This is a genomic window from Rhizobacter sp. P2_D12, from assembly GCF_056404395.1.
In genome coordinates this window covers 15,371-34,159 of the sequence record NZ_JBFUEB010000053.1, presented here as the reverse complement: position 1 = coordinate 34,159, position 18,789 = coordinate 15,371, and the positions used below count along the sequence as shown (strand labels likewise).

The 18,789-nt window shown below is 69.9% G+C and carries 21 protein-coding genes; 13 read left to right on the top strand and 8 right to left on the bottom strand.

The window, feature by feature from the left end; all coding sequences use genetic code 11:
- Positions 1–2: 2 nt before the first annotated feature.
- Entirely contained in the window at positions 3–1,490 is a 1,488-nt protein-coding gene (gatA, locus tag AC1DYN_RS18255; RefSeq protein ID WP_477962091.1) for an Asp-tRNA(Asn)/Glu-tRNA(Gln) amidotransferase subunit GatA, read from the bottom strand.
- Positions 1,487–1,786 (bottom strand): Asp-tRNA(Asn)/Glu-tRNA(Gln) amidotransferase subunit GatC, encoded by a 300-nt coding sequence (gene gatC, locus AC1DYN_RS18250; protein ID WP_477962089.1) that lies wholly within the window; start codon positions 1,784–1,786, stop codon positions 1,487–1,489. The genes gatA and gatC overlap by 4 nt, the downstream gene beginning before the upstream one ends.
- A gap of 225 nt (positions 1,787–2,011) precedes the next feature.
- Between gatC and AC1DYN_RS18245 the strand changes: the two genes are divergently transcribed.
- The 7 genes from AC1DYN_RS18245 (at position 2,012) to AC1DYN_RS18215 (ending at position 9,660) form a co-directional block, all read left to right on the top strand.
- Positions 2,012–3,055: a rod shape-determining protein gene (locus AC1DYN_RS18245; RefSeq protein ID WP_169667963.1), complete on the top strand. Its 1,044-nt coding sequence runs from the start codon at positions 2,012–2,014 to the stop codon at positions 3,053–3,055.
- Between the two features lie 63 nt (positions 3,056–3,118).
- Positions 3,119–4,042 carry a rod shape-determining protein MreC gene (gene mreC, locus AC1DYN_RS18240; protein WP_477962087.1) on the top strand — a complete coding sequence of 308 codons (924 nt, stop codon included), beginning with the start codon at positions 3,119–3,121 and terminating at the stop codon, positions 4,040–4,042.
- The gene (gene mreD, locus AC1DYN_RS18235; protein ID WP_477962085.1) at positions 4,039–4,557 is read left to right on the top strand and encodes a rod shape-determining protein MreD; all 519 of its coding nucleotides are present in this window, start codon (positions 4,039–4,041) and stop codon (positions 4,555–4,557) included. The genes mreC and mreD overlap by 4 nt, the downstream gene beginning before the upstream one ends.
- 18 nt (positions 4,558–4,575) lie before the next feature.
- The gene (gene mrdA / locus AC1DYN_RS18230; protein WP_477962083.1) at positions 4,576–6,651 is read left to right on the top strand and encodes a penicillin-binding protein 2; all 2,076 of its coding nucleotides are present in this window, start codon (positions 4,576–4,578) and stop codon (positions 6,649–6,651) included.
- Positions 6,648–7,802 (top strand): rod shape-determining protein RodA, encoded by a 1,155-nt coding sequence (gene rodA, locus AC1DYN_RS18225; protein ID WP_477962081.1) that lies wholly within the window; start codon positions 6,648–6,650, stop codon positions 7,800–7,802. The genes mrdA and rodA overlap by 4 nt, the downstream gene beginning before the upstream one ends.
- Before the next feature lie 59 nt (positions 7,803–7,861).
- Positions 7,862–8,794, top strand: a complete 933-nt coding sequence (locus AC1DYN_RS18220) for an NAD(P)-dependent oxidoreductase (RefSeq protein WP_477962079.1) — start codon at positions 7,862–7,864, stop codon at positions 8,792–8,794.
- On the top strand, positions 8,791–9,660 hold the full coding sequence (locus tag AC1DYN_RS18215; RefSeq protein WP_477962077.1) for an AraC family transcriptional regulator: 870 nt from the start codon (positions 8,791–8,793) through the stop codon (positions 9,658–9,660). The genes AC1DYN_RS18220 and AC1DYN_RS18215 overlap by 4 nt, the downstream gene beginning before the upstream one ends.
- Before the next feature lie 18 nt (positions 9,661–9,678).
- On the opposite strand, the gene AC1DYN_RS18210 is transcribed toward AC1DYN_RS18215, so the two are convergent.
- The 4 genes from AC1DYN_RS18210 to AC1DYN_RS18195 all read right to left on the bottom strand — a co-directional run bounded on the left by AC1DYN_RS18210 (position 9,679) and on the right by AC1DYN_RS18195 (position 14,655).
- Positions 9,679–11,073 carry an MATE family efflux transporter gene (locus tag AC1DYN_RS18210; RefSeq protein ID WP_477962075.1) on the bottom strand — a complete coding sequence of 465 codons (1,395 nt, stop codon included), beginning with the start codon at positions 11,071–11,073 and terminating at the stop codon, positions 9,679–9,681.
- Between the two features lie 88 nt (positions 11,074–11,161).
- Complete coding sequence (locus AC1DYN_RS18205; RefSeq protein ID WP_477962073.1) at positions 11,162–12,238, bottom strand: patatin-like phospholipase family protein; 1,077 nt, start codon at positions 12,236–12,238, stop codon at positions 11,162–11,164.
- 31 nt (positions 12,239–12,269) lie between these two features.
- Positions 12,270–13,805 carry a sensor histidine kinase gene (locus AC1DYN_RS18200; RefSeq protein WP_477962070.1) on the bottom strand — a complete coding sequence of 512 codons (1,536 nt, stop codon included), beginning with the start codon at positions 13,803–13,805 and terminating at the stop codon, positions 12,270–12,272.
- Between the two features lie 178 nt (positions 13,806–13,983).
- On the bottom strand, positions 13,984–14,655 hold the full coding sequence (locus AC1DYN_RS18195; protein ID WP_477962068.1) for a response regulator: 672 nt from the start codon (positions 14,653–14,655) through the stop codon (positions 13,984–13,986).
- 164 nt (positions 14,656–14,819) lie between these two features.
- Here AC1DYN_RS18195 and recA point away from each other — a divergent pair, with 164 nt between their 5' ends.
- Positions 14,820–15,929, top strand: coding sequence for a recombinase RecA (recA, locus tag AC1DYN_RS18190; protein WP_477962065.1), 1,110 nt, complete (start codon positions 14,820–14,822; stop codon positions 15,927–15,929).
- 21 nt (positions 15,930–15,950) lie between these two features.
- Positions 15,951–16,424, top strand: coding sequence for a recombination regulator RecX (gene recX, locus AC1DYN_RS18185; RefSeq protein WP_477962064.1), 474 nt, complete (start codon positions 15,951–15,953; stop codon positions 16,422–16,424).
- 12 nt (positions 16,425–16,436) lie between these two features.
- Here the strand turns inward: recX and AC1DYN_RS18180 are convergent, their stop codons facing one another.
- Positions 16,437–16,574 carry a hypothetical protein gene (locus tag AC1DYN_RS18180; protein WP_477962062.1) on the bottom strand — a complete coding sequence of 46 codons (138 nt, stop codon included), beginning with the start codon at positions 16,572–16,574 and terminating at the stop codon, positions 16,437–16,439.
- A gap of 138 nt (positions 16,575–16,712) precedes the next feature.
- Between AC1DYN_RS18180 and AC1DYN_RS18175 the strand changes: the two genes are divergently transcribed.
- From AC1DYN_RS18175 to sugE, 4 genes are read left to right on the top strand one after another with little or no spacing between them, the layout of a single operon-like run.
- Positions 16,713–16,952, top strand: a complete 240-nt coding sequence (locus AC1DYN_RS18175) for a hypothetical protein (protein WP_477962060.1) — start codon at positions 16,713–16,715, stop codon at positions 16,950–16,952.
- A gap of 4 nt (positions 16,953–16,956) precedes the next feature.
- A complete protein-coding gene (locus AC1DYN_RS18170) occupies positions 16,957–17,229 on the top strand; it encodes a hypothetical protein (RefSeq protein ID WP_477962058.1) in 273 nt (90 codons plus the stop codon).
- Between the two features lie 7 nt (positions 17,230–17,236).
- On the top strand, positions 17,237–17,683 hold the full coding sequence (locus AC1DYN_RS18165; protein WP_477962056.1) for a hypothetical protein: 447 nt from the start codon (positions 17,237–17,239) through the stop codon (positions 17,681–17,683).
- Positions 17,680–18,000, top strand: coding sequence for a quaternary ammonium compound efflux SMR transporter SugE (gene sugE / locus AC1DYN_RS18160; RefSeq protein WP_477962054.1), 321 nt, complete (start codon positions 17,680–17,682; stop codon positions 17,998–18,000). The genes AC1DYN_RS18165 and sugE overlap by 4 nt, the downstream gene beginning before the upstream one ends.
- Positions 18,001–18,009: 9 nt before the next feature.
- On the opposite strand, the gene AC1DYN_RS18155 is transcribed toward sugE, so the two are convergent.
- On the bottom strand, positions 18,010–18,690 hold the full coding sequence (locus tag AC1DYN_RS18155; RefSeq protein ID WP_477962052.1) for a helix-turn-helix transcriptional regulator: 681 nt from the start codon (positions 18,688–18,690) through the stop codon (positions 18,010–18,012).
- Positions 18,691–18,789: the final 99 nt, after the last annotated feature.

The following is an 18,789-nucleotide window of genomic DNA, read 5'->3' as shown; positions in this document are numbered from 1 at the left end:
GGTCAGGTCGAAGGTGCGCGGGCGTGCCAGTCGGTCGCCTGCTGGAAGGCGTGGGCCGCGTGCAGCAGCGTGCCCTCCTGGAAATAGTTGCCGATCAGCTGCAGGCCCACCGGCATGCCGCCTTCGCCGAAGCCGGCGGGCAGGCTCATGCCCGGCAGGCCGGCCAGGCTGGCCGGCAGCGTGAAGATGTCGGCCAGGTAGTTGGCCACCGGATCGTCGCTCTTGTCGCCCAGCTTCCAGGCCACCGTCGGCGCCACCGGCCCGGCGATCATGTCGCACTGCGCGAAACAGCGCTGGAAATCGTCGGCGATCATGCGGCGCAGCTTCTGCGCCTGCAGGTAGTAGGCGTCGTAGTAGCCCTCGCTGAGCACGTAGGTGCCGATCATGATGCGGCGCTTGACCTCGGCGCCGAAAGCCTCGGCCCGGCTCTTCTTGTACATGTCGAGCAGGTCGCCGTACGCCGCGGCCCGGTGGCCGAAGCGCACGCCGTCGAAGCGGCTCAGGTTCGAGCTGGCCTCGGCCGGCGCGATGATGTAGTAGACCGGGATCGACAGCTCGGTGCGCGGCAGGCTCACGTCGACCAGCGTCGCGCCCAGCTTTTCCAGTTCGGCCAGCGCGGCGCGCAGCGCCCCGTTGACATCGGCGGCCAGCGCGGCCGGGAAGAACTCTTTCGGCAGCCCGATGCGCAGCCCCTTCAGCGGCTGCGCGGCCGTGGCACCCTGGCGCGGCTGTACGAGCGCCGCCGTGTAGTCCTGCGGCGGGCGCTGCGCGCTGGTGGCATCGCGCTCGTCGAAGCCGCTCATCGCCGACAGCAGCAGCGCGCAATCCTCGGCGCTGCGGCCGAACGGCCCGGCCTGGTCGAGGCTGGACGCGAACGCGATCATCCCGTAGCGCGAGCACACGCCGTAGGTCGGCTTGATGCCGGTGATGCCGGTGAAGCTGGCCGGCTGGCGGATCGAGCCGCCGGTGTCGGTGCCGGTGGCCACCGGCACCAGGCGCGCCGCGACCGCGGCGGCCGAGCCGCCGGACGATCCGCCCGGCACGCGCGAGCGGTCCCAGGGGTTGCGGACCGGCCCGAAGGCCGAGTTCTCGTTGCCCGAGCCCATCGCGAACTCGTCGCAGTTCAGCTTGCCCAGCGTCACCGTGCCGGCCGCGGCCAGCCGGGTCACGACGGTGGCGTCGAACGGGCTGCGGTAGCCCTCGAGCATCTTCGAGCCGGCGGTGGTGGGCAGCGCCTCGGTGACGAAGATGTCCTTGTGCGCGAGCGGCACGCCCAGCAGCGCGCCGGTCTCGCCGGCGGCGCGGCGCGCATCGGCGCGGGCCGCCTGCTGCAGCGCGCCCTCGGCGTCCACGCACAGGAAGGCGCCGAGTTGTTGGTGCGCGGCAACCCGTGCGAGCAGATGTTTCGTCGCCTCGACGCTGGAGACCTGGCCCGCGTCCAGCGCCCGGCCGAGCTCGGCGGCGCCCAGTTGGTGGAGGTCGTGCTTCATTCGATGACCTTGGGCACGAGGAACAGGCCGTCCTCGACGGCCGGCGCGCTGCGCTGGTTGGCCTCGCGGCGGTCGGTCTCGGTGACGACGTCGTCGCGCAGGCGCAGCGCCACCTCCTGCACCGCCGACAGCGGCGTGTACAGCGGCTCGACACCGCTGGTGTCGACCGCGCCCATGCGCTCGACGATCGAGAAGAATCCGTTCAATTGCTGCAGCATCGCCGCCTCTTCGGCGGGCTTGAGTTCGAGACGGGCGAGGTTCGCGATGCGGCTGACGTCTTTGGAGTCCAGGGCCATGGGGAATTTGAGCGTTGGAGAGGGTGCCGACGGGGCTGAATTCCAGGGGTGTTGGGGTATTATCCCCGGTTATCCACAAGCCTCTTTCGGCGTGCAAATTCAAGGGTTTGCAGGACTTTCGAGCGGCTCGCGGACCCCGGTTGGACTCCCCAGGTTGGACTCCCAAATTTCGCGCTCGCGGCGAGTGGCCCCCCGGCCGGTCGACGCCAACAAGAACACCCGCACATGTTTGCATCCCTGCGCCGCTACTTCTCCACCGATCTGGCCATCGACCTCGGCACCGCCAACACGCTGATCTACGTGCGCGGCAAGGGCATCGTGCTGGACGAGCCCTCGGTCGTCGCGATCCGACACGAAGGCGGCCCGAACGGCAAGAAGACCATCCAGGCCGTCGGCGCCGAGGCCAAGGCCATGCTCGGCAAGGTGCCGGGCAACATCGAGGCCATCCGCCCGATGAAAGACGGCGTGATCGCGGACTTCACGGTGACCGAGCAGATGCTCAAGCAGTTCATCAAGATGGTCCACGACTCGAAGATGCTGAAGCCGAGCCCGCGCATCATCATCTGCGTGCCCTGCGGCTCGACCCAGGTCGAGCGCCGCGCGATCCGCGAATCGGCGCTCGGCGCCGGCGCGAGCGAGGTCTATCTGATCGAGGAACCCATGGCCGCGGCGATCGGCGCCGGCCTGCCGGTCAGCGAAGCCAGCGGCTCGATGGTGGTCGACATCGGCGGCGGCACCACCGAGGTCGGCGTGATCTCGCTCGGCGGCATGGTCTACAAGGGCAGCGTGCGCGTCGGCGGCGACAAGTTCGACGAAGCCATCATCAACTACATCCGCCGCAACTACGGCATGCTGATCGGCGAGCCCACCGCCGAGGCGATCAAGAAGAACATCGGCTCGGCCTTCCCCGGCTCCGAGGTCAAGGAGATGGAAGTCAAGGGCCGCAACCTCAGCGAGGGCGTGCCACGCAGCTTCACGATCAGCAGCAACGAGATCCTCGAGGCGCTGACCGACCCGCTCAACCAGATCGTCTCCAGCGTCAAGAACGCGCTCGAGCAGACCCCGCCCGAACTGGGCGCCGACATCGCCGAGCGCGGCATGATGCTGACCGGCGGCGGCGCCCTGCTGCGCGACCTCGACCGCCTGCTGGCCGAGGAAACCGGCCTGCCGGTGCTGGTGGCCGAAGACCCGCTGACCTGCGTCGTGCGCGGGTGCGGCATGGCGCTCGAGCGGATGGAGCGGCTGGGATCCATCTTCACATCCGAGTGAACGTGACCTTTATCACACGGCCGGCGCGTCGCTGACGCGGCCGGCTTTTTCGCTTCAAAAGACATGCCGTTGGGCTCTTTCGACCGAACCCCACCGCCCTTCTTCCGACAGGGCCCGTCGGCTCTCACGCGGCTGATGTTCTTCTCCGCGCTGGCCCTGTTCCTGATGGTCGCCGACACCCGCTTCAAGCTGACGCAGCCGCTGCGCGCGGTGCTGGCCACCGTGCTGAACCCGGTCGAGCGGGCGCTGCGGGCGCCGGTCGACGCGGTCAGCGCGGCCAGCGACTACGTGATGGGCCTGCAGCAGGCGCTGTCGGCCGAGGCCCGGGCGCGGCGCGAACTGGCCGAGCAGGCCGCCCGCTCGGCGCGCGTCGAGCAGCTGCTGCAGGAGAACCTGCGGCTGCGCGCGCTGCTCGACCTGCGCCCGGGGCTGACGGTGCGCTCGCAGACCGCCGAGGTGCTGTACGACGCACCCGATCCGTACTCGCGCAAGGTCATCATCGACCGCGGCACCCAGCAGGGCGTGACGGTGGCCGCACCGGTGATCAACGAGGCCGGCGTGCTGGGCCAGGTGACGCGGGTCTTCCCGTACAGCGCCGAGGTGACGCTGCTGACCGACAAGGACGCCGCGATCCCGGTGCTGAACATGCGCACCCAGGTGCGCAGCGCCGCCTTCGGCAACTCGACTGGTGCCGGGCTGGAGCTGCGCTTCATGGCCGGCAACGCCGACGTGCAGGTGGGCGACGTGCTCGCCACCTCCGGCGTCGACGGCGTCTATCCGTCGGGCATCCCGGTCGCCAAGGTGGTCAGCGTCGACCGCCGCGTCGACACCGGCTTCGCGCGCATCGCGCTCGCGCCGATCGCGCAGCCCGATGCGGTGCGCCACGTGCTGGTGCTGGAGCCGCTGGGCCTGCAGATGCAGCCCAAGCCCGAACCCGCCGTCGACCCCAACGCGAAGCCGGCCGGCCGCAAGGGAGGCCGCAAATGATGCCGCGCGGCTCCGACCAGCTGCTGCTGCCGGCCAACCCGTTCTTCATCTGGGGCTCGCTGCTGCTGGCCTTCCTGTTCAACCTGGTGCCGTTCGGCCGCATCCCGGCGCTGCCCGACCTGCTGGCGCTGGCGCTGGTGTTCTGGAACGTGCACCAGCCGCGGCGCGTCGGCGTCGGCGCGGCCTTCGTGTTCGGGCTGATGATGGACGTGCACGACAGCGCGGTGCTGGGCCAGCACGCGCTCGCCTACACGCTGCTCAGCTTTTTCGCGATCACCATCCACCGCCGGCTGCTGTGGTTCGGGCTGCCGTCGCAGGCGCTGCAGATCCTGCCGCTGTTCGTCGCGGCGCACGCGGTGTCGCTGGTGGTGCGGATGCTGGTGGGCGGCATGCTGCCGGGCTGGGAACTGATGCTCGCGCCGGTGTTCGAAAGCCTGCTGTGGCCGGTGGCATCGTGGGTGCTGCTGGCACCGCAGCGCCGGCCGCCGGATCCGGACCAGAACCGGCCCTTGTGATCTCCACGCGGTCGTGACATGACAGAACTCAAGAACGTCGAGCAGGAGCTGGGGCGGTTCCGCACCCGGCTGCTCGCGGCCGCCTTGTTCGTGCTGTTCGCCTTCGGGCTGCTGACCTTCCGCCTGGTCGTGCTGCAGGTGATGCGCCACGATGAGCTGCAGACGCAGGCCGAGAACAACCGCATCGCCGTGGTGCCGATCGTGCCCAACCGCGGGCTGATCGTCGACCGCAACGGCGTCGTGCTGGCCAACAACTACTCGGCCTACACGCTGGAGATCACGCCGTCGAAGGTGGACGACCTGGACGGCGTGATCGACCAGCTGTCGCAGGTGGTCGAGGTGCAGCCGCGCGACCGCAAGCGCTTCAAGCGGCTGATGGAAGAGACCAAGAGCAGCTTCGACTCGCTGCCGATCCGCACCAAGCTCAGCGACGAGGAGGTGGCGCGCTTCACCGCGCAGCGCTTCCGCTTCCCGGGCGTCGACATCAAGGCGCGGCTGTTCCGCAACTACCCGCTGGGCGAGGTCGGCAGCCACCTGATCGGCTACATCGGCCGCATCAACCCGGCCGAGAAGGAGAAGATCGACGAGTCGGAGGACGAGGCCAACTACCGCGGCACCGAGTACATGGGCAAGCTCGGCATCGAGCAGGCCTACGAATCGCAGCTGCACGGCGCGACCGGCTTCGAAGAGGTCGAGACCAGCGCCGGCGGGCGCGCGGTGCGCCAGCTCAAGAGCAACCCGGCGACGCCCGGCAACACGCTGGTGCTGTCGATCGACATCCGGCTGCAGGCGCTGGTCGAGGAGCTGTTCGGCGACCGCCGCGGCGCGCTGGTGGCCATCGACCCGCGCAACGGCGAGGTGCTGGCCTTCGTCAGCAAGCCCAACTTCGACCCCAACCTGTTCGTCGACGGCATCGACGCCGAGAACTGGAAGGCGCTCAACGAATCCGACGACAAGCCGCTGCTGAACCGCGCGCTGCGCGGCGCCTACCCGCCCGGCTCGACCTACAAGCCGCTGATGGCGCTGGCCGCGCTGACGCTGGGCAAGCGCACGCCGCAGCAGGCGATCAGCGACCCCGGCTACTTCTGGTTCGGCAACCACAAGTTCCGCGACGACAAGGAGGGCGGGCACGGCATGGTCGACATGTACCGCTCGATCGTGCAGTCGTGCGACACCTACTACTACATCCTCGCCAACGACCTGGGCGTCGACGCGATCCACGACTTCATGGCGCCGCTCGGCCTCGGCCAGCTGACCGGCATCGACATGCAGGGCGAGCTGCGCGGCACGCTGCCGTCCACCGAATGGAAGCGCACCGCCTACAAGCGCAAGGAATTGCAGAAGTGGTACCCCGGCGAGACCATCTCGCTGGGCATCGGCCAGGGCTACAACACCTTCACGATGCTGCAGCTGGCGCAGGCCGAGGCGGCGGTGGCCGCCGGCGGCAAGCGCTTCAAGCCGCACCTGGTGCGCGCGATCGAGAACGTCGAGACGCGCACGCAGCAGAAGCTGTCCGGCGACGCGCTGCCGCCGCTCGACTGGAAAGCCGAGCACGTGGAGATCATCCACCAGGCGCTGTACGGCGTGACGCAGGAAGGCACGGCGGCGCGCGCGTTCCAGGGCACGCCCTACCGCTCGGGCGGCAAGACCGGCACCGCGCAGGTGATCCAGATCAAGGCGAACGAGAAATACGACGCCAGCAAGGTCGACGAGCGCCACCGCGACCATGCGCTGTACACCGCGTTCGCGCCGCTGGACGAGCCGCACATCGCCGTCGCGCTGGTGGTCGAGAACGCCGGCTTCGGGGCCGGCGCCGCCGCGCCGATCGCGCGCCGCGTGTTCGACTTCGTGCTCGAAGGCCAGTACCCGAGCGAGGAGGACATCCTCGCGACACGCGGCGGCCAGACCTACGCGCCGATCGGCAAGCCGCGGCCCGCCGCGTCGGTGCCGCTGCCGGGGGTGTCGATCAACGGCGTCGCGGCGGCCGGCCCGAGCGTGCCGCCCGAGCTGGTGGTGCCGGTGGCGGCTTCCGCGCCTGCGGCTGCCGCTTCTCCCGCCGCCGCGGCCTTCACGTCCAAGGGCCACCGGCGATGAGCATCGTCTTCGAGAAGCCCTCGTACTGGCAGCGGCTGAAGCCGGTCTTCACCGGCTTCGACGCGCCGTTGGTGATCGCGGTGCTGCTGCTGGGCGCCGCCGGGCTCGTGACGATGTACTCGGCCGGCTTCGACCACGGCACGCGCTTCGTCGACCACGGGCGCAACATGCTGCTGTCGGTGGTGATCCTGTTCGTCGTCGCGCAGATCCCGCCGCAGCGGCTGATGCGGCTGGCGGTGCCGCTGTACACGGTGGGCGTCGCGCTGCTGATCGCCACCGCGGTGATCGGCGTCACGAAGAAGGGCGCGACGCGCTGGCTCAACGTGGGCGTCGTGATCCAGCCGAGCGAGATCATGAAGATCGCGATGCCGCTGATGCTGGCCTGGTGGTTCCAGCGCCGCGAGGGCCAGCTGCGGGTGCTCGACTTCGTGGTCGCGCTCGGGCTGCTGGCGATCCCGGTCGGCATGATCGTCAAGCAGCCCGACCTGGGCACGGCGATCCTGGTGCTGTCGGCCGGGCTGTACGTGATCTTCTTCGCCGGGCTGTCGTGGAAGCTGATCGTCCCGGTGCTGGTGATCGGCGGCGCGGCGATCACCGCGGTCGTGGTGTCGGAAGACCGCATCTGCCAGCCCGACGTGGTGTGGCCGCTGCTGCGCGACTACCAGAAGAACCGCGTCTGCACGCTGCTCGACCCGACCACCGACCCGCTCGGCAAGGGCTTCCACATCATCCAGGGGATGATCGCGATCGGCTCCGGCGGCGTCGAGGGCAAGGGCTTCATGAAGGGCACGCAGACCCACCTCGAGTTCATTCCCGAGCGCACCACCGACTTCATCTTCGCGGCCTTCTCCGAGGAGTTCGGCCTGGTCGGCTGCGTCTCGCTGATCCTCGGGTTCACGTTCCTGATCTTCCGCGGGTTGCTGATCGCGGCCGATGCGCCGACGGTGTTCACGCGGCTGCTGGCCGGCTCGGTGACGCTGAGCTGGTTCACCTATGCCTTCGTCAACATGGGCATGGTCAGCGGCATCCTGCCGGTGGTGGGCGTGCCGCTGCCATTCATCAGCTACGGCGGCACCGCGATGGTCACGCTCGGGCTGGGGCTGGGCATCCTGATGTCGATCGCAAAGAGCCGGCGGCTGATGCAGAGCTGACGGGCAGGGCCCACGACGCGCTAAGCTGTGCGCCTCGCCGCCACCCCCGGACGAACCGCATGAGCCTGCACCACCCCGCAGACGCAGTCGCACCCCTCCACACGAACACCCCGCCCGCCACCCGCGTGGGCATCGTCGGCGTCGGCAACATGGGCGGCGCGATCGCCGCCCGGCTGCTGTCGCTGGGCTGGCCCGTCGCCGTGCACGACATCGACGACCGCTGCGAGGCGCTGGCCGTCAGCTTCGGTGCGATGGCCTGCGCGACGCCATCCGGCGTGGCCGCCTCGAGCGAGGTGCTGATCGTCGCCGTCGTCGACGCGGCGCAGACCGAGGCGGTGCTGTTCGGCACGCACGGTGCGGCGCGCGGCCTGGCGCGCGGCTCGACGGTGCTGCTGTGCCCGACCATCGCGCCGGCCGATGTCGAGCGCTTCGCGACCGGGCTGCACCGGCACGGCATCGCCTGCATCGACGCGCCGATGTCGGGCGGCCCCGACCGCGCACGCGACGGCAGCATGAGCCTGATGCTGGCCGGGCCCGGCGACGCGATCGAGCGCCACCGCGCGCTGGTCGATTCGATGTCGTCGCGCGTGTTTCGCATCAGCGAGCAGCCGGGCGACGCGGCGCGCACCAAGCTCGTCAACAACCTGCTGGCCGGCATCAACCTGGCCGGCGCGGCCGAGGCGCTGGCGCTGGCCGAGCGCATGGGGCTGGACGTGGGCCGCACGCTGGACGTGATCGAGCAGTCCAGCGGCCAGAGCTGGATCGGCTCCGACCGGCTGCGGCGCGCGCTGCGCGGCGACTACCTGCCGCGCGCCCACACCCGGCTGCTGAACAAGGACACGCACCTGGCGCTGGGCGTCGCGCGCAAGGCCGGCGCGGCGACGGCCATCGGCGAAGCGGCTGCCGCGGTGTTTGCGCGGGCCTGCGAGCGCGGCTTCGCGGGGATGGACGATGCGAGCGTGTTCGAACTGCTGCGACAAGAGGACCGTTGAGCCATCCCCCCGAGGCGCACCTGCGGCGCATGAACCGCGTGCTCGACCACATCGACGCGCACCTGGCCGAAGACCTGCGGCTGGAGACGCTGGCCGACGTCGCGGCCTTTTCACCGTTCCACTTCCACCGCGTGTTCCGCGCGTGGACCGGCGAGACGCTGCTCGATTTCGTGCGCCGGCGCCGGCTCGAAGCGGCCGGCGGGCGGCTGCGCCACGCGCCGCACGACAGCATCACGACGATCGCGTTCGCGGTCGGCTTCGAATCGGGCGAGGCCTTCTCGCGCGCCTTCAAGCGGCACTTCGGCATGACGCCGACCGCGTGGCGGCGCGGCGGGCAGCTGCTGTGGGAGCGGCGCCAGCACATGGTGCGCACGCAGCCGCTGCCATTCGGGCCGCCCTACCCCGTGGTGCTCAAGCAGTTGCCCGAACGCGAGGTGCTGTACTGGCGGGTGCAGGGGCGCTACGAGACGATGGTGTCGCAGGCCTGGGCCGCCTTCATGCCGCGCATCGAGGCACTGGGGCTGGGCGGCCAGCTGCGGCTGGGGATGGGGCTGGACGATCCGGACATCGCACCGGTCTCGCGCTGCCGCTTCGACGCCTGCGTGGTGCTGCCGCCGAACTGGCACGAGCCGGTCAGCGGGCGCGTGTCGCGCAAGCGGGTGGCCGGCGGGCTGCACGCCTGCCTGGTCTACGACGGGCCGGGGCCGCAGATGCAGCACGCCTGGCGGCAGCTGCTCAACGACTGGCTGCCGACCTCGGGGCTGATGGTGGGGGATGCGCCGTTCTTCGAGACGTATCCGGTGGAGCAGGTGCTGCCGGACGAGGGGCGCGTGGTCTGCGAGCTGTGCATGCCCGTGCAACGCTGACCCGGAACGGCCTCCGGGCTACGCCGCGGCCAGGCCGTGCCGTTGGCGCACCACGCGCCGGTGCGTCGCCCGCGCCGACGGCACCCAGCCCTGCCGGTACCAGCGCGCCGCCATCGTCAGCCCGCGCAGCCACTCGTCGGCCGCGTACGCGATCCACACGCCGACCAGCCCGAGCCCGAAGTACACGCCCAGCAGCCAGGCGCCGCCCGCCATCACGAACACCATCGACGCCGCGCCCGCCATCACCGGGAACTTCGCGTCGCCGGTGGCGCGCAGCGCGTTGATCACCACCAGGTTGAAGGTGCGCCCCGGCTCCAGCAGCACCGTGATCCACAGCAGCGTCGTCGCGGCCTCGATGATGCGCGGGTCGTGCGTGAAGAGCTGCATCGTCCACCGCGCCGTCAGCGCACCCACCAGCGCCAGGCTGGTCGACACCAGCAGCCCCCAGCGCAGGCTCTTGCGCACCAGCCGGTGCGCTGCATGCAGTTGCCCCGCGCCGATCAGGTGGCCGACCAGGATCTCGCTCGCGAAGCCGATCGCCAGCCCGAACACCAGGATGAAGTACATGATCTGCATCGTGTAGCTGTGCGTCGCCAGCTCGGCCGCGCCCATGCGCGCCACCAGCGCGATCGTCACCAGCAGCGCCAGCCGGTAGGCCACGTTCTCGGCCGCACCGGGCAGCCCGATGTGCAGCACCGGACCGAGCCGGCGCCAGCGCATCACCCACCAGTCGCGCCCCGTCGGCACCAGGTCCAGCCGGCGCTGCCACAGCCACAGGTGGAAGGCGACGCCGAACGCGCGGCTCAGCGCCATCGCCAGCGCGAAGCCCGGCAGGCCCAGGCCCGGTACCGGGCCGAAGCCGGTCATCAACGGCGTGCAGATCAGCAGGTGCAGGCTGTGCATCGCCAGCATGTTCATCAGCGTGTCGCGCGCATGCAGGTGCGCGCGCATCACCGACGACATGCTGGCGTTGAACGCATCCAGCGCCAGCGCCACCGCCAGCACGCGCAGGTAGGGCCCGGCGATGGGCAGCACGTCGGCCGGCGCGTTCAGCACGCTCAGCAGCGGGTTGGCGCAGGCCGCCACCACCAGCCCGGCCCCCAGGCCGAGCCAGGTGCTCGCGCCCAGTGCCGCCCGCGCCGTCTCGTCGGCGCCGGCCCGGTTGCCGGCCCCCAGGTTCTGCGTGATCACCACGCTGACGCCCATGCTGATGATGCGGAACAGCAGGAAGAACGAGGCCTGCACGTTGTTGGCCAGAGCGAATGCGCCGGACGCGGTGTCGGACTGGCGCGACGCCAGCCACAGCCCGGTCAGCCCGACCAGCAGGCCCAGCACCAGTTCGGCCAACAGCGGCCAGGTGAGGGTGATCAGCCCGGGGCGGGGCTGGGGGGCGGACGGCGTGGGGGCGGACATGGAAAGCAAGCGGCGGCGCGAAACCGCGATGATCGCCGCAATCGGTTGCGCGCGTCTGTTGGATCTTGCTCACGGATGCCGCGCGGGACTACGGGGCCTTGTGCTTCTTCGGGCCGCGCAGGAACTCGCGGTCGACATCCAGCGTCGACTTCACGCCGATGTCGGCGCGGTGCTTCTTCAGCCAGGCCATGGCCGCACTTCGGCCCAGCGCGAACAGGTCGTCGAGGAAGGCGCGGTCGGTGTTGAACTTGCTGTTCGCGCCGTACGGACCCAGCCCGTCGTCGTCGGCCACCATGTGCAGCCGCAGGTCCTTGTAGCGGCCCGGGTCGAGCTTGCCTTCGCGCACCAGCCGCGACACGAACGAGATCGCGCGCATCTCCGACATCAGGCTCGCGTTGAAGGTGATCTCGCTCAGGCGGTCCATGATCTCCTCGCTGCGCGTCGGCGTGCCTTCGCGGATCAGCGGGTTGATGCGCACCAGCACGATGTCGAGCGCGGCGGTCTGGTAGATCAGCGGGTAGATCGCCGGGTTGCCGGTGTAGCCGCCGTCCCAGTACGGCTCGCCGTCGATCTGCACCGCCTGGAACAGGAACGGCAGGCAGGCCGACGCGAGCAGCGCATCGACCGTGATCTCGCGCCCGGTGAACACGCGCGCCTGGCCGGTGGTGACGCTGGTGGCGGTGACGAACAGGCGCAACCCGCTCGCATGCACCGCCTCCTCGTCGACGTGGCGGCGCAGCACGTCGCGCAGCGGGTTCAGGTTGAGCGGGTTGAACTCGTACGGGCTGAACGAGCGGAAGAACGAGCTCATCCACTGGTAGCCGGGCAGCTTGTCGAGCTTGAAGTTGTCGGTCAGCGCGTGCGTCTGGCTGGCCGAGAACGGCGAGAAGATCGATCCGGAACGGCTGACGTCGCGCCAGAACTCGGTGAGTGCCTCGCGCGCACCCTCGCGGCGCCCTTTCTTGTAGCCGGTGGCCATCACCGCGGCGTTCAGCGCGCCGGCGCTGGTGCCGGAGACGCCGCTGAAGCTGATCTGCTCGTCTTCCAGCAGGCGGTCGAGCACGCCCCAGGTGAACGCGCCGTGCGAGCCGCCGCCCTGCAGCGCGAGGTCGAGGCTGAGCCGGTTCGGGGCCTCGCCGTGGTGGGGTGCTTCATGGACTGCCATCGGGAAACTCCGCGGGTTAACCCGGAGCAGTCTATGTCGGATGCGACTGCGGCGCTTCGGCAGGGGGTGTCAGGCCCGACACGACGGCCGGGAAGCGCACCGTGAAGCGCGCCCCTGGCCCGAACACGGCGCCGGCCTGGTCGCTGAGGCCGGGGCGGTGGCGCAGGTTGGCGTCTTCCAGCGTGATCTCCGCGCCGTGCTGCTGCGCGATCTCGCGCACGATGGCCAGGCCCAGGCCGGAACCGTCGACATTGGTGCCGAGCGAGCGGTAGAACGGCTGGAACACCTTGTCGCGCTCGCCGGCCGGGATGCCGGGGCCGGAGTCTTCCACCTGCACCACCACCACCTGGCCGAACGGATCGTCGACCGCGCGCACCGTCACCGTGCCGCCTTCGGGCGTGTACTGCAGCGCGTTGTCGACCAGGTTGCGGATCAACTCGCGCAGCAGCACCGGCTGGCCGGGTACCGTGAGGCCCGGGCCGCGCTCCGGGCCCTCGTAGCCGAGGTCGATGCGCTTCTCGAGCGCGCGCGGCACGAAATCGCGCACCGCCTCGGCGGCCAGCCGCGCCAGGTTGACCGGCTGGTGCTGCAGCGCCTGCGAGGCGTCCTCGGCGCGCGCCATCGCCAGCAGCTGGTTCACCATGCGCGCGGCGCGCTGGCTGGAGCGGGCGATCTGCTGCAGCGATTTCTTCAGCGCCTGCGGGTCGCGCTCGCCGGCATCGATCTCGCGCTGCGCCAGCTCGGCCTGCGTGCGCAGCCCGGCCAGCGGCGTCTTCAGCTGGTGCGCGGCGTCGGCCAGGAAGTGCTTCTGCGTGCCGATGCTGCGGTCGAGCCGGGTCAGCAGGTCGTTGATGGCGCGCACCAGCGGCGAGACCTCCTCGGGCGCATCGCGCTCGTCGATCGGGCTCAGGTCGTGGCTTTCGCGGCGGCGGATGCGCTGCTGCAGCTCGTTCAGTGGCGCGATGCCGCGCGCCAGCGCCAGCCACACCAGCAGCACCGCGAGCGGCAGGATCACGAACTGCGGCAGCATCACGCCCTTGATGATCTCGGTGGCCAGGCGCGAGCGCTTGCCCAGCGTCTCGGCCACCTGCACCAGCGGCGTGTCGGTGCCGACCGGCAGGCCTTCGGGCACGCCGACGCGCACATAGGCGATGCGCACCGGCTCGTTGCTGATCTCGTCGTCGCGGTAGCGCACGACACCGGGGGCGGCGCGGTCCTCGTCGTTGGGCAGCGGCAGCGCGCGCTCGCCGCTCAGGTACTGGCCGCCCAGGCCGAGCACCTGGTAATACAGCGTGTCGGTCTCGTCGGTGCGCAGCAGCTCGGCGGCACTGGCCGGCAGCGCGAAGCTGGCCGACAGGCTGGCCGGGCCGGCAGCGCCGCCCGCATCCTGCACGCTGACCTGCTGCGACAGCACGCGTGCCATCTCGCCGAGCTGGCGGTCGAACGGCTTGTTGGCGATGCCCTGCGCGACCAGCCAGGTCAGCACCACGCTCATCGGCCACAGCAGCAGCAGCGGGGCGAGCATCCAGTCGAGGATCTCGCCAAAAAGAGACCGCTGTTCCTTCATGACCGTAGCCCGGATGAAATCCGGGATCCCGGATTGGCATCCGGGCCACGAACAGCACATCGCGCATGCAGAGCAAGCGAAGCGCGCGACCGATCAAGCCACGACCCAGGATCCGGCTTTGCCGGGCCGAGGGTCGGCGCCCCTCGGGGGCAGGAGCGCAGCGACTGGGGGGCCCTGTTCAAGCTGCGATCTTTTCCAGGCAGTAGCCCAGGCCGCGCACCGTCGCAATGCGCACCGGCCCTTGCTCGATCTTCTTGCGCAACCGGTGGATGTAGACCTCGATCGCGTTGTTGCTGACCTCTTCGCCCCATTCGCACAGCCGCTCGACCAACTGGTCCTTGCTGACCAGCCGCCCGGCACGCTGCAGCAGCACCTCGAGCAGGCTCAGCTCGCGCGCCGACAGCTCGACCATCTGGTCGTTGAGGTAGGCGACCCGGCCTGTCGCATCGAAGGTCAGCGGCCCATGCTTGATCACGCTCGATGCAGTGCCCAGGCCGCGCCGCGTCAGCGCCCGCACGCGGGCTTCGAGCTCCTGCAGCGAGAACGGCTTGGCCATGTAGTCGTCGGCGCCGAGGTCCAGCCCCTGCACGCGCTGCTCGACGCTGTCGGCGGCGGTGAGGATCAGCACCGGCACCGCCGAGCCGCGGGCACGCAGCTTGCGCAGCACCTCCAGCCCGTGCAGCCGGGGCAGCCCAAGGTCGAGGATCAGCAGGTCGAATTCATGCGCCGACAGCGCGGCATCGGCCTCGGTGCCGCTGGCCACGTGGTCGACCGCGTAGCCGCCGTTGCGCAGCGAACGCAGCAGCCCGTCGGCCAACACCTGGTCGTCTTCGGCGATCAATACGCGCATGGCTGCCTCCTGTGCGGCCCGCTGTCCCACCCATCGCGACCGCTGCGGTCATTGTAGGGAGAGACCCCGCGCGAACCTTGATCGATATCGGGTGCCGAACCAGAAAAGACTGTACAAACATCCAGCCTTTGCGATAATCCGCGCAACTCTAGGAGATCGCCCCCATGGATGCCCCCGTCAAAGCCGCCACCCTCAACACCGAAAAAGCCAAGGCCCTGCAGGCTGCCCTCGCGCAGATCGAAAAGCAGTTCGGCAAGGGCTCGATCATGCGGCTCGGCGAGGGCGAGGTGATCGAAGACATCGAGGTGGTTTCCACCGGCTCGCTGGGCCTGGACATCGCGCTCGGCGTCGGCGGCCTGCCGCGCGGCCGGGTGGTCGAGATCTACGGCCCGGAATCGTCGGGCAAGACCACGCTGACGCTGCAGGTCATCTCCGAAATGCAGAAGCAAGGCGGCACCTGCGCCTTCATCGACGCCGAGCACGCGCTCGACACGGCCTACGCGCAGAAGCTGGGCGTCAACCTGCAGGAGCTGCTGATCAGCCAGCCCGACACCGGCGAGCAGGCGCTGGAAATCGTCGACGCGCTGGTGCGCTCCGGCTCGGTCGACCTGGTGGTCATCGACTCGGTCGCGGCGCTGACGCCGAAGGCCGAAATCGAAGGCGAGATGGGCGATTCGCTGCCCGGCCTGCAGGCCCGGCTGATGAGCCAGGCGCTGCGCAAGCTCACCGGCACGATCAAGAAGACCAACACGATGGTCATCTTCATCAACCAGATCCGCATGAAGATCGGCGTGATGTTCGGCAGCCCCGAAACCACCACCGGCGGCAATGCGCTGAAGTTCTACGCCTCGGTGCGGCTCGACATCCGCCGCATCGGCAGCATCAAGAAGGGTGAAGAGGTCATCGGCAACGAGACCAAGGTCAAGGTCGTCAAGAACAAGGTCTCGCCGCCGTTCAAGACCGCCGAGTTCGACATCCTCTACGGCCAGGGCATCAGCCGCGAAGGCGAGGTCATCGACATGGGTGTCGAGGCCAAGGTGCTCGAAAAGTCCGGTGCCTGGTACGCCTACAACGGCGAAAAGATCGGCCAGGGCAAGGACAACGCGCGCGAGTTCCTGAAAGAGAACCCCGACCTGTCGATCGAGATCGAGAACAAGGTGCGCGAGGCGATGGGCATCCCGCTGCTGCCCACCGGCGCGGGTGCCGAGGCCGAAGAGTCCAAGCCGGCCAAGGCCCCGAAGGCCCCCAAGGAACCGAAGGAAGCGCGCGAATAAGAGCGCGCTGGCCCGGGCGACATGAAGACACGGCTGTCGCTGCGCGGGCGCGGCGTGCAGCTGCTGTCACAGCGCGAGCACAGCCGGCAGGAGTTGCGGCGCAAGCTGCTGCAGCACCTGCGCACGCCCGATGCCCCGTTGCCGGACGATGCCGAGCAGCAGGTCGACGAGGTGCTCGCCTGGCTGCACGACAAGGGCTACTTCAGCGAGCAGCGCTTCGTCGAGAGCCGGGTGCATGTGCGCGCGGCACGCTATGGCAACCTGCGCATCCGCCAGGAGCTGGCGCAGCATGGTGTCGCGCTCGATGCCGACACCGCGCAGAGGCTGAAAGACAGCGAACTGGCGCGGGCCCACGAGGTGTGGGCGCGCAAGTTCGGCGTGGCCGCGGCCGACGCGGCGGTGCGCGCGAAGCAGATGCGCTTTCTCGCGAGCCGCGGCTTCTCGGCCGAGGTGATCCGCCGGGTCGTCAAGGGCGACCTGGACGAAGCCGCTTGAGGCGGCACCCGATCAGGCGGCCTTCTTGCTCACCGGCTTGGCGGTGGCGGCCTGGGCGGCTGCTTCGCGGGCGAGGCGGGTTTCCTTCTTCAGGTCCTTCGCACGCTTTTGCTTCTGTCTGCGGATACCGCGGTCCTTGTCGGCGCTCATGCCTATCTCCGTTGGGTTGAAAGAGCCGAGGTTTTACCACTGTCGCGGCACAGGCCCGGCACTGACCCGGTTGGTTGAGTGTGAAGCGATGCAGACAATGGCCCGGCGGCATCGCTGGCCGCGCCCCGGATGACGCCCATGACACCCAACCAACGCCGGAGATTCGTGCGCGCGGCCGGCATTGCGCTACAGCTCGTCGCCCTGCTCGGACTCGTCGCCTGGTTCCAGGCCACCGACCCCGACTGCGCCTACACCACCGACGTGTTCCTCCAGCTTCGCATGTGCGACGCCACCTGGATCGAGGCACCAGCGGCTCCGTCCTACGGCTGGCTCGCGGCCGCCATCGCGATGCTGCTGGCCGGTGTGCGACTGAGATAACCCGATGCCCGCATTGAACATCTCGATCGCGTTCTGCCTGCTGGTCGTCATGGCCGGCTCATGGGCCTTGCACTCCGTCGCCTGGATCTCGGTCACCGGCTTCGTCGCGGCCACCCTGTGCGTGTGGGCCACGCTGCGTCACCCGGCCATCGGCCGTCGGATCCCGCAGTCGCCGATGGCACACCGGCTGTTCATCGTCGCCTACGCCTGCATGCCGGTGCTGCTGATCGCGGGTTTCGCGCTGCTGCCGCGAGCGTCCCTGGCATCTGGGCTATAAACCGCCGATGTCCAACCCCTACGCCCCGCCGAACGCCCGCGTCGAGGATCCGCAGCCGCCCAAGCGCGGCAGCTGGCTGCGCACGATCGGCCTGATCGCCGGCTTCGCGCTGCTGTCGCTGCTGCTGGGCTGGGTCGTCGCGCCGTCGCTGGCCCAGGTGCTGACCGACGGCGATTTCGCCCAGCCGACCACGCCGCTGCTGGTCTTCGACCTCGCGCTGTCCTGCGCCGCGTCGTACGTATGCTGCCTGATGGCCGCGCGGCTCTCGCAGGGCCGCGCCGTCATCGCCGCGTTCGGCGTCGGTGCGATCGGCTGCGCGTTCTACCTGATCCAGGTGGGCGGCTTCGACGGCATGCTGCCCGGCGACTTCCCGCTCTGGTACGAGTACTTCCCTGCGAACCTGGTGTCCGCCTGGCTCGCGTCCGTCGTCGCAACCCGGGCCGACTCGCCATGAACTGGATCATCCTCGTCACCGCCGGCCTGTTCGAGATCGGCTGGGCCATCGGCCTCAAGTACACCGAGGGCTTCACGCGCCTGTGGCCATCGGTCGGCACGGTGGCCGCGATGGTCATCAGCGTGGTGCTGCTGGGCGTCGCGATGAAGTCGCTGCCGGTCGGCACCGCCTACGCAGTGTGGGTGGGCGTCGGCGCGGTGGGCACGGCCCTGCTCGGCATGGTGCTGTTCGCCGAGCCGGCGACGGCCGCCCGCCTCGCAAGCCTCGCGCTGATCATCGCCGGCATCGTCGGGCTCAAGCTCGCAAGCCCGTCGTAGGTCACGCGCTCAGTTCAGCACCGGCACGATCGGCGGCAGCGTCATCACCATCCGCACCAGGTCGCCGATGTTTCTTGCGCCGGTCTTCAGCCGCAGGTTGCTGATGTGGGTGCGCACGGTGCACACGGCGACCCCGAACTCGAGCGCCTGTTCCCTCGCAGACCGCCCCTGGCACAGCGCCAGCAACACCGTCTTCTCGGTCGCCGTCACCTTGTGCACGCGCGCGAAGAAGTCGATGCTGAGCGGCTGGCAGGCCTGGCACCGGCCCAGCATCAACAGCACCCGTGCATCGTCGCTGCGGCCGGCCGCGTTGGCCAGCGGCAGCACCGCCACCGACCACGGCGCGGCATCGCCGCGCGCCGGCATCGGCACCAGGCAGCGCCGGCCCTCGCAGGCCCCGGCGATCGCCTCGCGAAGGCGGCGCTGGGTCGCGTCATCGGGACCGGCCACGCGCCCGGCGACGGTGCGCAGCCGGCCCGCCGCGCCGCATTCGTGGCGCGCGATGCGGTTGGCCCAGACCACGCTGCCGTTGCCGCTCAGCAGCAACAAGCCGTAGTCGACGGCATCCAGCACGCCGAGCAGCGTCTGCTCGACCGGGCCGGACTCCGGCTCGTCGTCGCCGTCCTCGAACGCGTCGCACACGAAGGCCGCGTGCGCGCCGTGCTGCAGCAGTGAAGTCGTCAGGTCCATGCGAGCTCCCCGGGTTGAGGGCCCGATTGCAGCACCGCCCGTGCGGCGCGCCCATCGGCCATGTGGCTGAGCCCGAAGGCTGAGCACCGCATGGTGCCC